This is a genomic window from Fulvitalea axinellae (assembly GCF_036492835.1).
Classification (GTDB): Bacteria; Bacteroidota; Bacteroidia; order Cytophagales; family Cyclobacteriaceae; genus Fulvitalea; species Fulvitalea axinellae.
On the sequence record NZ_AP025314.1, the window covers coordinates 812,429 to 826,666 of the forward strand.

The window sequence follows — 14,238 nt, forward strand, 5'->3', positions numbered from 1 at the left end:
GTGGTTGTTCTCTTCTTGCGGAAACAATTCTAAGGACCGCAAAATTAACAAAATAAGCCGTAATCGGAACCTGCGGTGGATTCGTCGGGAAAATCCCGTAATTTCGGGCTTGCTAATGGCGGCCCTCACGGTCGCTTGTTGTCTGTTTTACTCCGGGCTGTAATATGTCGAAAATGCGAATTGCCGGCGCCGCGCTGAACCAAACGCCGCTGGATTGGAAAAATAACCTCAATAATATAACCGCCGCCGTGGATTCGGCCATCGCCCGGGGCGTGGACTTGCTCTGCCTGCCGGAGCTGGCCGTGACGGGCTACGGTTGCGAAGACCTGTTCTTGAGCGGATGGTTGGCCGAAAAGGCCGTGTCGATGTTGCCGGCCATAGCCGAGCGTTGCCAAGGAATAGCCGTGGCCGTCGGGTTGCCCCTTAGGCATGGCGGTACGCTGTACAATTGCGCCTGCCTTATCAAAGACGGGGAGATCCTGGGCTTTACGGCCAAGCATATCTTGGCCAACGACGGAGTCCACTACGAGCCGCGCTGGTTCAGGCCTTGGCCCGAAGGCGAGAAAAGCGAAGTGGAGATAGCGGGCCGAAAGTACCCGATAGGCAGTTTGGTGTATGATATCGACGGGGCGAAAGTGGGCGTGGAGATATGCGAAGACGCTTGGCATCCGCACCGCCCGGCGAATTGGCTTGTACCCCAAGGCGCCGAAATCATCCTGAACCTGAGCGCTAGCCATTTCTCCTTCGGAAAAACAAAAGAGCGTCACGCTTTGGCCTTGGATCCTTCGGAGAAATACGGAATCACGTACGTATACGCCAACCTGTTGGGCAACGAAGCCGGAAGGATGATCTATGACGGTGACGTGATCATAGCCCAGAACGGAAAGCTGTTGCAGCGCAACACCCGCCTCTCGATGCGCCCGTACAATGTGGTGTGGGCCGATATCGACACTGCCGGAAATACTGTGGCGCCGGAGCTGAACTTTGATCCGGAAGACAAGAATACCGAGTTCGCCAACGCGTCTACCTTGGCGCTGTTGGACTATCTGCGCAAATCATGGAGCAAGCGTTTCGTGCTTTCGCTTAGTGGCGGCGCCGATTCAAGCGCCTGTTGCGTGTTGGTGGCGCATATGGTTCGCCGTGGCGTGGAGGAACTCGGAGTCGAGGAATTTTTGGAGAGAACCCATCGGCAAGATATCGCCGGGGATATAGAAGGGCTGGAAGGCGAGGCTTTGTTGTCGAAGATTGTCGAGCATTTTCTGGTGACCGTTTACCAAGGCACGAAGAACTCGGGCCAAGCCACGCTGGATTCGGCCGAGGGATTGGCCGATAGCGTTGGGGCGGTGTTCCACCACTGGACTATCGACGAGGAAGTGGAGTCTTACACCGCCAAAATAGAGAAAGCCATCGGGCGGAAGCTTGATTGGTCTACCGACGATTTGGCTTTGCAGAATATTCAGGCCCGGAGCCGTTCGCCGATCGTTTGGATGCTGACCAACCTGAGCCACGCGCTCTTGCTCACCACTTCAAACCGCAGCGAAGGCGACGTAGGCTACGCCACTATGGACGGCGACACCAGCGGAAGCATAGCGCCTATAGCCGCCGTGGACAAGCATTTTATCTTGGGCTGGCTGCGTTGGGCCGAGTCGGAGTTGGGGTATTCGGGTTTGCGCTATGTGAACAGCCTGAAGCCTTCGGCTGAATTGCGCCCGCAAGAGCAGGAGCAGACCGACGAGGCGGACTTGATGCCGTACAATATCATTGTGGAGATCGAGAAACTGGCTATCCGCAGGCATATGTCGCCCAAAGAGGTTTTTGAGGTTCTGTCGGAGAGAGATTTGGAGCCGGCCGAGGCCTTGCGCGCTCACGTGAAGAAGTTTTATACGCTGTGGGCCCGCAACCAGTGGAAGCGCGAGCGTCTGGCGCCGTCGTTCCATATGGACGATTTCAATGTGGACCCGCGCACGTGGTGCCGTTTCCCGATTTTGTCCGGAGGTTTCCGTGAGGAACTGGAAGAGCTTTAGCGTTCCATATTTCAATTAAAGGAAATATTTTATAATTTATGGATATAGAGTGTCAGATGCTCGAATCCGGAAGTTATTCTAAATACTAATTACCAAAGACTTAAGACTTATTCAGATATGTTTGACATGATGAAAATCATGGGCCGGGTAAAAGAGGCCCAAGGGAAGATAAAGGAAGTACACGCCCGTTTGGCCGAGATGACTATCGAAGGCGAAGCCGGTGGCGGAATGGTTCGCGCTACGGTGAACGGCAAGCGTCAAGTGCTTTCTATCGATATCGACCCGGTATTGCTTAGCGAAAAGGACAAGGAAATGATCCAGGACCTGTCGGTGGCGGCTGTAAACAATGCTTGCGAAAAGGCCGAGGAATTGGCCAAAGTGGAGCTTAAGAAAGCAACCGAAGGCATGTTGCCGAATATTCCGGGCTTGGACCTGGGCGGTATGTTCGGCGCGTAAGCCTGGCGCTTACCGAAAACATTACGGGCGAAGGGTTTTCCTTCGCCTTTTTTTGTGCGATTTTCTCTCCCGCATCATTCTTATTTTTTTCCAAAAAGAAGGGGTAAATCGCTAAAGCAAGCGTCCTCTCAGCCTATTTTCCGAAAAAACATCATCTCCCCACGATGAATCCGCAGGCCTATTCGATAAAGGGAAGGGTGAAATCGACAGCTCCGTATCGGTTTGTCGGGTGAGCAGTACTTTTGAAAACAAACGGGGAAACCTTTTTTTGAGTGCGTTGGGCTCAATTTGCGCATAGGTTTTCCGGTTTCGGACACGATAAAGCTTAACCGATATTTTTATGATACGACGAATAAAACCATTGTTTGGCGCTTTGGTGGTCTCGGCCGGGCTGGCCATAACCGCTTGCGGAGACGCCCAAGAGGTAACCGTGGTGGATCGCCCCGATACCACTTCGGTCAATACGAATTATGTAAGCAACAGGGCGCCTTTGGCTCCCAGCAGTTTTGTGAAACTTCCCGTGGGGGCTGTCAAGCCCGAGGGTTGGATAAAGGAATATCTTGTTCGCCAAAAAGAGGGACTTACCGGCAACTTGGGCGAGATCAGCGCTTGGCTTCAGAAAGGGGACAACGCTTGGCTTTCCAAAGACGGAAAAGGCGCTTGGGGCTGGGAAGAGGTTCCTTATTGGCTCAAAGGCTACGGCAATATCGGTTATATCCTCAACGACCCGAAGATGATAGCCGAAACGAAAGTATGGATTGAGGGGACGATCAACAGCCAGCGCGAAGACGGCAACTTCGGCCCGTTGCGCGGCGGCGACTCGCTCGACTATTGGGGCAATATGATTATGCTCTATTGCCTGCAGTCTTATTATGACCAGACCCAAGACCAGCGGGTAATCGACTTGATGACGAAATACTTCAAGTTCCAGCTTACCGTTCCCGACAATAAGTTCCTGAGCAGCTACTGGCAAAAGAACCGCGGGGGCGATAACCTGCACAGCGTAATGTGGCTCTATAACCGCACGGGCGAGCCGTTTTTGTTGGAACTGGCGGAGAAGATCCACCGCAATACCGCCGACTGGACCAGCCGCGGGCACAGCTTGGGCAAAATCAAGAACCGCAAGCACAAGCGGGATAACGTGGCGGAATGGCCGCTGTGGTACGGCGACCAGATCGATTGGCATAACGTAAACCACGCGCAGTGTTTCCGTGAGCCGGCGCAGTATTACTTGCTAAGCAAGGACAAAAACCACCTGAAAGCCGCTTACGAAAACTTCGATATTATCCGCGAACACTTCGGCCAGGTGCCGGGCGGTATGTTCGGCTCCGACGAGAACTCGCGTCCGGGCTACGACGATCCGCGTCAAGGCATCGAGACTTGCGGTATCGTGGAGCAGATGAACTCCGACGAGCATATGCTCCGCATCACGGGTGACCCTTTCTGGGCCGACCACGCCGAGAAGGTAGCTTTCAACACTTATCCGGCCGCCACTATGCCCGACTTCAAGTCGTTGCACTATATCACCTCGCCTAACATGGTGCTCTGCGACGCGGCCAACCACGCGCCGGGCATCGACAACTCCGGGCCGTTCTTGATGATGAATCCGTTCAGCTCGCGTTGTTGCCAGCACAACCACTCGCAGGGCTGGCCTTATATGGTGGAAAACCTCTGGATGGCCACGCCCGACAACGGCGCCTTGGCGGCCATCTACAGCGCCAGTACGGTAGATATGAAAGTAACCGACGGCAAAAGCGTAAAACTTCGCGAAGAGACCAATTATCCGTATGAGGAGCAGATCCGCTTTAGCGTGGAGACCGCCGAGCCGGTAAAATTCCCGCTGTATCTGCGTATTCCAGCTTGGTGCTCAAAGGCCAAAGTGAGCGTAAACGGAAAGCCGATAGGGGCAAAGGCCGTAGCCGGAAAATATGTGCGCATAGAGCGTAAGTGGAACGACAAGGACAAAGTGACGCTTGACCTTCCGATGGAGCTGTCAGTGGACCGCTGGGCCAAGAACCATAACAGCGCGAGCGTAAATTACGGTCCGTTGACCTTCTCGTTGAAGATCAAGGAAAACTACATCAAGAAAGCCAGCGACGAGACCGCCATCGGTGACTCAAAGTGGCAAGATGGCGTAGACACGCAGAAATGGCCGTCATGGGAGATCCACCCGGCTTCGGAGTGGAACTTCGGCTTGGAGTATGACGCGAAGGATCTGGCGAAGAGCTTCAAAGTGGTGAAGCGGGCTTGGCCGAAGAGCAACTTCCCGTTTACGCACGAGGGCAACCCGATATCGATCATGGCCAAAGGCCAGCGCGTACCGGACTGGAAGATCGACGAGGACGGCCTCTGTGGCGAGCTCACGGACAATCCGGCCTTCGACGGACAGACTCAGGAGATAGAGCTGATCCCGATGGGCGCCGCGCGCTTGCGCATCAGTTCGTTCCCTGTAGTGAAGTAAGAAAAAGTCTTAGGTAATAATTAGAACCCCGGGCTCTGTAGTGGAGTCCGGGGTTTGTTTTATGGGAAGGGACTTTAGTTATTTCAGAACAGCATAAGCTTGGAAAGAGAAAGGGAAGATTATTTCTATATCAGATACCTGACCTCTTTTCATACCGGGAGAATAGCCGTTGAGTGATGATATAACCCTGATAGCTTCCTTGTCCAAAGCGGGGTGTAAAGAATTGATATTCCTTGTTTTCGTGACTTTTCCCTCCTTGTCCACCACGTACGAGATATACACTTTGCCGGCCACGCCACTGGTTCTGGCCTCCCGCGGGTACCGTACCGACTTTCCTACGGCCCTGTAAAAGCCTCTTCGCCCGCCCTCATATTCAGGCGCTTGTTTCACTTCGGTATAGATATATTTTCGTCCGTCGGCGTCATAGCTTTCGCCTTTTACCAAATTGCCTTTCTCATATTTTTCGGAATATCTCAAGTTGCCTTTTGAGTCTTTGCCGGTCCACAGGCCGGTTTTTAGGCCCATCTCCGTTTTTCCTTTCACAAACAGATTCTCGTCGGGGTCAAAGGAATCATACACGCCGTTGCCGTTGCTTATCTGTTGGTGTCCTAAGCTGTCGTAGTGGTTGGCGTAAATATAGTCTTGGTCCAGCCCGGCTTTTGACATCAGGAAGTAGCGGTAATCACCCCTTACCTTTCCGTTCTGGTACCAATGCCGGAACGTACCGACTTTCCTTCCTTCGGTATAGTTTCCGGACAGGCGCTTATTGCCGTTTTTGTAATAGGTCACGCGCAGGCTGTCAAGAGTGGACGATACCACCTTCGGTCCGTTTGGGTTAACCGTTTTGCTTCTTAAAGCAAGGTACCCCTCACGGTATAATTCACCGGTAACAAGGTAGTCTTGGAAGGCGCACCTTACGTCTGTTTTCTTATACTTGCCGAGGTGGCGCACATATACGGCCTTGGAGCGTTTAGTTTTGTTGAAACCGTTGTCTAGGTATTCAGTCGGGCCGTTTAGCTTCTGACCCCAACCGTTAAATGCCGAAAAAATCAGGACAAAAATGCTTACGCTTTTTAATGCGTTAGTGAACCTTTTCATAATGTAGATGCAGTTTAAAATTATAGGCAGGGAGAAAAGTACGTACTTTTTAAACAAAACGTAAATAATCGTCTATTTCATATGATGAAATGAATTAAAAATAAACAGTGGATTCTTTATTTCATAACTAAATTGAGTTGACCGCTGAAAGGAGAGGCTATAAAATGGGAGGTAGCGAATGCCGTCAAAAAATAAAAGGAGCGCCCGAAGGCGACTCCCTTTTAGTTTGCGAACACCCTGCCGGGCGGATCAGTAAAAATTAAAAAATCTCCACCTTTCCGAAGATCTAAATCTAAAAATACAGCGCAACGTTCCTGTTCTTTCCCGTGTCAAAGTCCCGACAGTTAATTTTTAAACTATCTTTTTGGAGTATGAAAAAGCTATTACCGTTACTTTTCGCCTTTGGTTTTACCGCATTTTCTCTTTGGGCGGTCCCGGTGAAGAAAGGTTATGAGATTTCCGGTAGAATCGACACGTCGCAAAAGGGAGCCATTAAAGACTACAAAGGCTATATCTATATGCGGTACGGCAACCGTACGGATAGCGCTTTGGTAAAGGACAATGCTTTTCAATTCTCGGGAAAGATCAATCACCCTGTCAGCGCTTTGTTTATGACTAAAAACGGATCGTTCGCCGGTTCTTTCTATTTGGAAAACAGTGAGATGTCGGTCTCTTTGTCATTGCTGAAACGTGGAGAAAGGACTATCACTTTTCTAAGCGGTTGCCAAGGAAATAAGACTGCCAAAACTCAACAGGAGCTTCAAGCCTTCTTTCAGAGCGCTTATGGAAAACCGGACTTTAAGGCGAAACTGAACGCCAAGTTGGACTCGTTGTTCAGGACAAACCCTAAGCACCCTTTCTTTGGAGAGACATTGGCGGAGCTGGCTATGGAAATGATTCTGGATATTGAGGATGTGGAGAAATTGCTTGCGATATTGGACCGCAACACCCAGGACGAAGATGACCTGAAGAGTGTGCAAGACGCCGTCTGGAAATCTAAAAAAATGGCCGTGGGCAACGAGTTCAAGCATTTCGAGCTGAAAGATACCGAAGGAAATGCGTTAGGAACGGAAACGTTCAAGGGAAAGGTGTTGCTTGTGGAGTTTTGGGCGTCGTGGTGCGGGCCGTGCATCGAAAAGCTACCTGAGTATAAGAGTGTTTATAAGAAACACCGGACCGGCGGTTTTGAGATTCTAGGCGTGTCGTTTGATTCCGGTCCAAGACCATGGAAAAAGACCATCAAGAAAATGGGTTTGGATTGGCCTCAGGTTATCGCTCCCGGTTCCTTTGACAGCCCGGAAATAGCTCACCTTAAGGTACAGTTTGTCCCCTCCAATTTTCTGATCGGCCCCGACGGCAAAATCCTTGCGCATAATATCCAACCGGAAGATCTGGACAAGAAACTGAAGGAATTATTGGTGAAGCAATAGAGGAGGAAAGTCCTTGGTGTAGGTCTTCTTGTCAAGATCTGATAATAAGAGAAGGCGCAAGCGTTAAGCGATATGAATCTTAACGCTTGCGCCTTCTGTCATTTCTCCTTTGCCTTCCTTTTTTTCAAGGTATAAAAAGCCAAAATCGGGTTCTCTTCACCATTCAGGTTCTTTAGGTATTCGGCGCCTAATTGGGACCCAATGGTTCCGGTATTTAAGCCGTCAGGGTCTTTTTCCAGACTTTGGGCTATACTGAATGTCTGTATCCAGCTGACCCATTCGTTTCCGCAGACTGTGGCTGGCCGAAGCGAAAAACCGGGGCCGTCTAACGAGAAAGAGTCTGCGTGACGTATTACCTCAAGTGTGTTTTTATCCACAAGCGCGAAGCAAACTATATTGTTATGGCTATATTCCACTACCAGATGCGTGTCAGTCATCAGCACTCGAACTATATCACCAAACCCCTTGATTTGTTTGCCTGGTATCGCTTTGGCGATATTCTCACTGCGCTCTTTGTGAAATTTTCCGAAATTAAAGGCCATAACAGCCTTTATCCTGTCCTTTTCCACCAAGTACAGCGAATCTCTGCATAAGGGTAAAAAATACAGGGAATCCCCTCTTTTAAAAAACGGGGCTTGTTTTCCCCACCCGGTAAAGATACCCCTGTCCTCCAATGCTTGGTATACCAGCTCTCCTTTGGGGTTTAATACCTTGAGCCTGTACCCCGAAGGCTTATAATCGTCTTTGACAGTGTCAAACTCGTTCGAAAGGCCCGAAGTTTCAATAGCATAATATCCGTTTGCCATACGTTCCATCGTCGTCCTTTTTTCTGCAAAGGGTGTTTCTTCTACAAACTCGCCGTCGAACCCGTAGCGTTTTATCACTTTCGACCAATTATCATGGATAAGAATTCCTTGGTCATCCAAATAGAAGTTCCTGATATTGAGATACTCCCCCGGGCCTTTTCCCACTTTCTTAATCCTGTTCAGAAAGCGACCGTTCATATCAAATACGCATATTGACTGGCAATTATAGTTTTTGTTGCGGTTAAGAATATAGATCCGACCATCCTTGAACCGGATTTTAGCGATGTCCTCCAATAGACTCTGTTCCGTAGTTTCCAAAGGGACATAGCGGACACTGTCTATATATTCAGACATCAGTATGGACCTCAATCCTTCCTTCGGTTCCAATTTCACTTCTGGAGTTTGGCCGGCGTATTTGACATTTTGAGCCCCATCACGCTCGGTACAAGCTAAACAAAACAACAGGCTAAAAATCGTCAGTCTCGACAAAAAGTGCTTCAACATAAAAATTATAGTTTTAATAAAATATATATTATTTCATGATTAAAAACCGGAAGATAGTGATAGAAATTAATATAGATAAATACAATGGTCAAAAAATAATAAAAGCATTCTGAGCTAAATTGGTACGAGTATTCGGACCGCAATTTTCAAAGCATGCTCGTTTATATAGAAAAATCAATGCGCTGAAGAACAGGGCAAATCCAGTCCCTATGTTTAAATCCTGAAGAAGAGTCGATGCGCTTTCACCCTTTTCAAGTAGAGTGTTCGCTTTCTGAAGCCGGCCATGGTCTTTCATCAAATCCGCTTCCACAGGCGAGATAAAAAAGTTAATACCAATGTGCGACTCAAGATGAGGACGTAAAGAGGTAGCGTGATTCAGTTTATGGACAGTCTCACTTTTTAATATTAAATCTATGAGTATCATTTAAAATCATTGTTTATACTGTCCAAACATCCCAATTTCCTGTACGTGAGCAATCGCAACACCAATTTCATTCCTCTAAAAACTTAATCGTTATCGGAAACGACTTGTAAAAAGGCCAATTATCCTCACAGTTCTGCGCGGAAACACACCGAAATTAGACTGATTTGGAAGAAGTAATAAACGGAAGATAGGGGAAGAATGGAAAACAGCGCGGTTAAGCCCTTTTAGGGCATAGTTAGGCCACTAACACGGAGGAGGGGCTGTTTTGCGTTGTGTTTTCGGAAGGTATTACAGTGTCAGGTGGTAATAGCTTGCGAAGCTTGACTATCCATTTTTGGCGGGGCTTTTCCCATTTGGAGTGGTATACCCGGCCCTCGCATGCGGCTTTGTGATATTCCAGCAATTCGCCGAGGTAACGCATCTGAAGGTAGTGGTGGGGCTTGTGGCGTGGTTCAAAGAGGGAATCGCTTCTAAGTATTGCGGCTGCGGATAGCCTGATACATGGATGGGAACTGCGGAAACGATTATAGCGTTTGGTGTCGGAAAACCACAGGATATGCGTATGTGGTAACGAAAAATGACGAAAATCGCGGAAGTGTGGCCATAGAGTTCGGAGATATTTCCAACGTATACTGCCTTTCCAGCGCTTTCGGGCTTCGTAGAGTTTGGAAGCCAATTCCGGAAGATAACCACGGCCCGGCCAAAAGTTGCGTTTCACTTCCCGGCTGATGGTGGAAGGCGCACGTCCCAAGAATTTTGCGATCTTGCGTAGGGAGACCCCCAAGCCCGTCATTCGGCTTATACATTCGCGTTCGTGATCACTGAGGTGGCGGTGGTTTAACATTATTATTCCATAAGCAAAAATCTTGCGAAGGTACGGCTAGCCCGATTTTCATTTAGAAACTGACCTTTCGCTCGCCTTTCCTATTGCAATTTTGGAAATTATATGATAAGTGACCGATTTTTGAAAAATGAAAAGGAGAGACGGATTTGAATTATACACGGATTATCTTATTGCCAGTCGAGGGCAAGCCACCTCAACAGGGCTCTCAGCATCTTTGGACAATCAGATTCCCCATGATTATTTCAGCGACCTCCTCAAGCAACCGGACATGGACCAAAAGGCTTTTTGGAAAGAGGTGAAGTCTTTCGCCAGGAGTATTGAGGGCGAAGAGGCGGTTTTGAGTATCGACGATTGCATTGTCCACAAGCCTCATTCCTCGGAAAACGACATCGTAGCTTATCATTTCGACCATACTGTAGGCAAAGCGGTCAAAGGGATCAACTCCCTTAACTTTCTTCTGAGCAATACCGTGGAAGGACAAACGGTTAACTGTCCGGTCGCTTATGAGATCGTCCACAAGACGGTGAAATACATAGACAAGAACGGGAAGGAAAAGCGTAAAAGCGAGAAAACGAAAAATGAGATGGTACTGGAAGTTTTACACCGTCTAAACTTTCTGAACAAACTGGTTTTCAGGTACATTCTTTTCGATACGTGGTTCACCGCCAGCGATACGCTGAAGTATATTCATTACAAGCTCAAGAAGGTTTTCGTTTGCCCGCTGAAGAGCAACAGGAATATAGCAATGAGCGAAAAGGACAAAAACGAGGGCAAATTCATTCACGTTTCGGATGCGCCTATTGAAAGCGGTCAAGTGAAGCGGGTGTGGGTCAAGGGAGTTGATTTTCCTGTCACGCTCGCCAAACAAGTCTTTACAAACAGGGACCGGTCGACCGCGGAACAATGGCTGGTTACCAACGGGGAGAACATGGCTTTCGAGGATATCGTAGCGATCTACCAAAAACGGTGGAAAGTCGAGGAGTTCCATAAGTCGCTCAAGCAAAACACGATGTTAGGCAAGTCTCCCACAAAGATGGAGATTACCCAATTGAACCACATCTTCGCTTCCATGATCGCCTACATAAAACTGGAAAAACTGAAGGTTAAGGAGAAGCTGAATCACTTTGCGATAAAATCAAAATTGTATTTGAAGATGATAAAGGCTGCCATGGAAGAACTTGACGCCTTGCGGTCGGCCTGAAATATATTCATTAAGAATCGCTCTCCCAAATGCAGGGAGAGCGAAAGTTCAGTTAGAAAATCACTTGATAAATGTCATCACTGGGCCTTGAGGAGTGAGCGTTAAGAAATTTGGGTTCATGGTCCGTTAAAAAATATCCACTGTTTGACCATCGGGAGTTTGGATATTTTAGGGCCATGGACCCAAATTTTAGCTCAGGCCTCACAGCCGAAAGAGATTTTTTGGTTACTTTTTGATCTCTCAAAAAGTGACACCGGAGCTTGTTTGAAGCAGATCGTCCGTGGTTTTGGGAAACCGTATTTTTAATGCCAATGATTATATTAGGCAACATTTAAACACCCTAAATCACAAAACGCTATTTAACCGCCCACAGCGAAATAATCGCCGTTTAATACCCTTGTAATAGCCCCAAAGCCGTTTTTTTAATCGAATCACCCCTTGGGCGCCTGCCGGCGATTGATTTTTTGGCTTACTTGCGGACGCTTTTATAGACAAAACCGAAAAGAGATATGCGTAGACTGTTATTGGGTATCGCGGTATTTTTCATTACTCTCAACGGCCTTTGGGCACAGAATGCCAAGGTCGATCGAAAAATCCGGGATCTGTTGGGTAAAATGACGCTTGAGGAGAAAATCGGGCAGATGACCCAAGTGAATTATTCGGAGATAGGGGAGAAAGGCTGGGCCGGAGGAATGCCGGCGCGGGACAAGCTCCGCAAGGCTTTGCTGGAATACCATGTGGGCTCTATCCTGAACACTCCCGGCGAGGGCGCCGACGCGGTCATGTGGCGGGAGGTAATCCGCAAGATTCAGGAAATGGCCGTAACCGAAACGCGTCTGAAAATTCCCGTAATCTACGGCGTGGATGCCATCCACGGGGTTTCTTATACCGCCAACTCCACTTTGTTTCCGCACAATATCGGCACCGCCGCCGGACGCGATCCGGAGCTTGCCAAGAAGATAGCGCAGGTGACGGCGGCCGAGACGAGGGCCTCCGGTATTCGCTGGAATTTTGATCCCGTATTGGGTTTGGGGCGCCAACCGCTTTGGCCTCGTTTTGAGGAAACCTTCGGCGAGGACGTATTGCTGGTTACCGAAATGGGCCGGGCCACTATCGTGGGCTACGAGGGCGACGGGCTGAAGAACCCTACCGCCGTGGCTTCTTGTATGAAACACTATATCGGCTACTCCGTTCCGCGCAACGGCAAGGACCGGACGGGCGCTTATATTTCCGACATCGATTTGCGCGAGCGCTTTCTGCCACCGTTCAAGGCGGCCGTGGATGCGGGAGCCACTACGTTGATGGTCAACTCGGCGGCGATTAACGATATTCCGGTCCACGCCGACAAGAAACTCCTCACCGACCTGCTTCGCGACGAGCTGGGCTTCGGGGGCTTGGTGGTGACGGATTGGGAAGATATCATCTACCTCAAGGACAAGCACCGCATGGCGAAGGACAACGTGCACGCCATTGCCTTGGCCATAAACGCCGGCGTGGATATGAGCATGGTGCCGATGCGCTACGTGGAGTTTTGCGAAGACCTGAAAAAGGCCGTGGATATGGGGCTTGTAAGCGAGGCGAGGATAGACGAGGCGGTAACCCGCGTGTTGCGGACAAAATTCAAGCTTGGCCTGTTCGATAATCCGTATCCGGAAAAGGGCGTGGAGGATAACTTCGGCAAGCCAGAGTACGCCGAGTTGGCTTTGGAAGCGGCGAGAGAGAGCGTTACGTTGCTGAAAAACGATACGCTTTTGGGCAATCCCGTTTTGCCTTTGGCCAAGGATATGAAAATCTTGGTGGCCGGTCCTGCGTCCAACAGTTTGGCGGCGCTTCACGGCAGTTGGTCATATACCCACTGGGGCGCCAAGGAAAACCTGTATTCGAAGGCTACGCTGACGCTAAAAGAGGCGATTGAAAAGAAAGTGGGGAAAGAGAACGTGCTTTGCCAAGCCGTAACGGATTTCCATGCGCAGGCCAATACCGATCCGGCCACGGCGCTTAAGGGTATCGAGGGTGTGGACGCCGTGATCCTTTGCCTAGGCGAAGGCGGATACGCCGAAAAGGGAGGCGACATCAATGAGCTGGATCTTCCGGCCGAGCAGATAAGTTTGGCGAAGGTCGCCGCGCTTTATGGCAAACCGGTAGTGTTGGTATTGGCCGAAGGCCGTCCGAGAATAGTAAGGGAGATTGAGCCGGCCATGGCTGCGGTGCTGGACGCTTACCGTCCGGGTTCAAAAGGCGCCGACGCCGTGGCGGATATTCTCTTCGGTGACCATAACCCTTCGGGCATTCTGCCTTTCAGCTATCCGAAATACTCTGGCAATATCACTACTTACGACGGCAAGTTCGATACCGTGTCGCCACGCTACGGCGGTAAGCCCCGTGACGTTCAGTGGGACTTTGGCCATGGGCTTAGCTATGGCAAGTTTGAGCTGTCGGAATTAAAGCTGAACAGCAACAGTATCCGTGGAGGACAGAAGTTGACCGTTAGCGTAAAAGTGACCAACACCGGACAAATGGACGGCAAGAAAACCGTGGAGCTTTATACCCGCGACCTGTGGGCGTCTGTGGCGCCGGACTGGAAGCGTTTGCGCAAATTCAAGAAGATAGTCTTGAAGGCCGGCGAGAGCCAAACGGTCAGTTTTGTTATTGACCGCAATGATCTTTCGTTCGTTAACCGTGATTTGAAGCGTGTAACCGAGGACGGTGATTTTGAGGTTATGGTTGGTGGGATGACTGAGAAGTTTACTTATCAGAATTCTGGTAAGAGGCTTTGATTGAATAAAGAAAGGCCCCGGAGATGTCACGCATTTCCGGGGCCTTTTTCGTTTAAACCTTTATGTGCTCTTAGGCAATTAGCGACATTAAAAGTGCCGTATTCCAAAACCACTTACAGTTAGCGTTTAACTAGCTCCGGTGTTACTTTTTCCGATGAAAAAGTAACCAAAAAATCTTTTTAAATACGGCTACAAATTTTTCTTCCATCCAAA

At 49.4% G+C, this 14,238-nt stretch carries 9 protein-coding genes and 1 pseudogene; 6 read left to right on the plus strand and 4 right to left on the minus strand.

Annotated elements, in window-relative coordinates; translation table 11 throughout:
* Positions 1 to 164: 164 nt before the first annotated feature.
* The 3 genes from nadE to AABK39_RS03355 all read left to right on the plus strand — a co-directional run bounded on the left by nadE (position 165) and on the right by AABK39_RS03355 (position 4,941).
* Positions 165 to 2,024 carry an NAD(+) synthase gene (gene nadE / locus AABK39_RS03345; protein ID WP_338393503.1) on the plus strand — a complete coding sequence of 620 codons (1,860 nt, stop codon included), beginning with the start codon at positions 165 to 167 and terminating at the stop codon, positions 2,022 to 2,024.
* Positions 2,025 to 2,141: 117 nt separating this feature from the next.
* Entirely contained in the window at positions 2,142 to 2,480 is a 339-nt protein-coding gene (locus AABK39_RS03350) for a YbaB/EbfC family nucleoid-associated protein (protein WP_338393504.1), read from the plus strand.
* Positions 2,481 to 2,820: 340 nt separating this feature from the next.
* Positions 2,821 to 4,941, plus strand: a complete 2,121-nt coding sequence (locus tag AABK39_RS03355; RefSeq protein ID WP_338393505.1) for a beta-L-arabinofuranosidase domain-containing protein — start codon at positions 2,821 to 2,823, stop codon at positions 4,939 to 4,941.
* A gap of 78 nt (positions 4,942 to 5,019) precedes the next feature.
* Here AABK39_RS03355 and AABK39_RS03360 read toward each other — a convergent pair whose 3' ends face one another.
* The gene (locus AABK39_RS03360; RefSeq protein WP_338393506.1) at positions 5,020 to 6,039 is read right to left on the minus strand and encodes a TonB family protein; all 1,020 of its coding nucleotides are present in this window, start codon (positions 6,037 to 6,039) and stop codon (positions 5,020 to 5,022) included.
* Between the two features lie 371 nt (positions 6,040 to 6,410).
* Here AABK39_RS03360 and AABK39_RS03365 point away from each other — a divergent pair, with 371 nt between their 5' ends.
* Positions 6,411 to 7,469, plus strand: a complete 1,059-nt coding sequence (locus AABK39_RS03365; protein ID WP_338393507.1) for a TlpA disulfide reductase family protein — start codon at positions 6,411 to 6,413, stop codon at positions 7,467 to 7,469.
* A 98-nt stretch (positions 7,470 to 7,567) separates the two neighbouring features.
* Here AABK39_RS03365 and AABK39_RS03370 read toward each other — a convergent pair whose 3' ends face one another.
* From AABK39_RS03370 to AABK39_RS27690, 3 genes and pseudogenes are all read right to left on the minus strand, one after another.
* Positions 7,568 to 8,779 (minus strand): 6-bladed beta-propeller, encoded by a 1,212-nt coding sequence (locus tag AABK39_RS03370; RefSeq protein WP_338393508.1) that lies wholly within the window; start codon positions 8,777 to 8,779, stop codon positions 7,568 to 7,570.
* 88 nt (positions 8,780 to 8,867) lie between these two features.
* Entirely contained in the window at positions 8,868 to 9,203 is a 336-nt protein-coding gene (locus AABK39_RS03375; RefSeq protein ID WP_338393509.1) for a hypothetical protein, read from the minus strand.
* 706 nt (positions 9,204 to 9,909) lie between these two features.
* Positions 9,910 to 10,029: pseudogene (locus tag AABK39_RS27690) on the minus strand (helix-turn-helix domain-containing protein); the annotation flags it as partial.
* A gap of 145 nt (positions 10,030 to 10,174) precedes the next feature.
* Between AABK39_RS27690 and AABK39_RS03385 the strand changes: the two are divergent.
* Together AABK39_RS03385 and AABK39_RS03390 are read left to right on the plus strand one after the other, a co-directional pair.
* A complete protein-coding gene (locus tag AABK39_RS03385; RefSeq protein WP_338392425.1) occupies positions 10,175 to 11,248 on the plus strand; it encodes an IS701 family transposase in 1,074 nt (357 codons plus the stop codon).
* A 509-nt stretch (positions 11,249 to 11,757) separates the two neighbouring features.
* On the plus strand, positions 11,758 to 14,025 hold the full coding sequence (locus AABK39_RS03390; RefSeq protein WP_338393511.1) for a glycoside hydrolase family 3 N-terminal domain-containing protein: 2,268 nt from the start codon (positions 11,758 to 11,760) through the stop codon (positions 14,023 to 14,025).
* Positions 14,026 to 14,238 lie beyond the last annotated feature (213 nt).

Bases quoted from the DNA above. Each gene is read 5' to 3' on its own strand.
- nadE (WP_338393503.1), top strand. From the start codon at position 165: ATGTCGAAAATGCGAATTGCCGGCGCCGCGCTGAACCAAACGCCGCTG.
- AABK39_RS03350 (WP_338393504.1), top strand. From the start codon at position 2,142: ATGTTTGACATGATGAAAATCATGGGCCGGGTAAAAGAGGCCCAAGGG.
- AABK39_RS03355 (WP_338393505.1), top strand. From the start codon at position 2,821: ATGATACGACGAATAAAACCATTGTTTGGCGCTTTGGTGGTCTCGGCC.
- AABK39_RS03360 (WP_338393506.1), bottom strand. From the start codon at position 6,039: ATGAAAAGGTTCACTAACGCATTAAAAAGCGTAAGCATTTTTGTCCTG.
- AABK39_RS03365 (WP_338393507.1), top strand. From the start codon at position 6,411: ATGAAAAAGCTATTACCGTTACTTTTCGCCTTTGGTTTTACCGCATTT.
- AABK39_RS03370 (WP_338393508.1), bottom strand. From the start codon at position 8,779: ATGTTGAAGCACTTTTTGTCGAGACTGACGATTTTTAGCCTGTTGTTT.
- AABK39_RS03375 (WP_338393509.1), bottom strand. From the start codon at position 9,203: ATGATACTCATAGATTTAATATTAAAAAGTGAGACTGTCCATAAACTG.
- AABK39_RS03385 (WP_338392425.1), top strand. From the start codon at position 10,175: ATGAAAAGGAGAGACGGATTTGAATTATACACGGATTATCTTATTGCC.
- AABK39_RS03390 (WP_338393511.1), top strand. From the start codon at position 11,758: ATGCGTAGACTGTTATTGGGTATCGCGGTATTTTTCATTACTCTCAAC.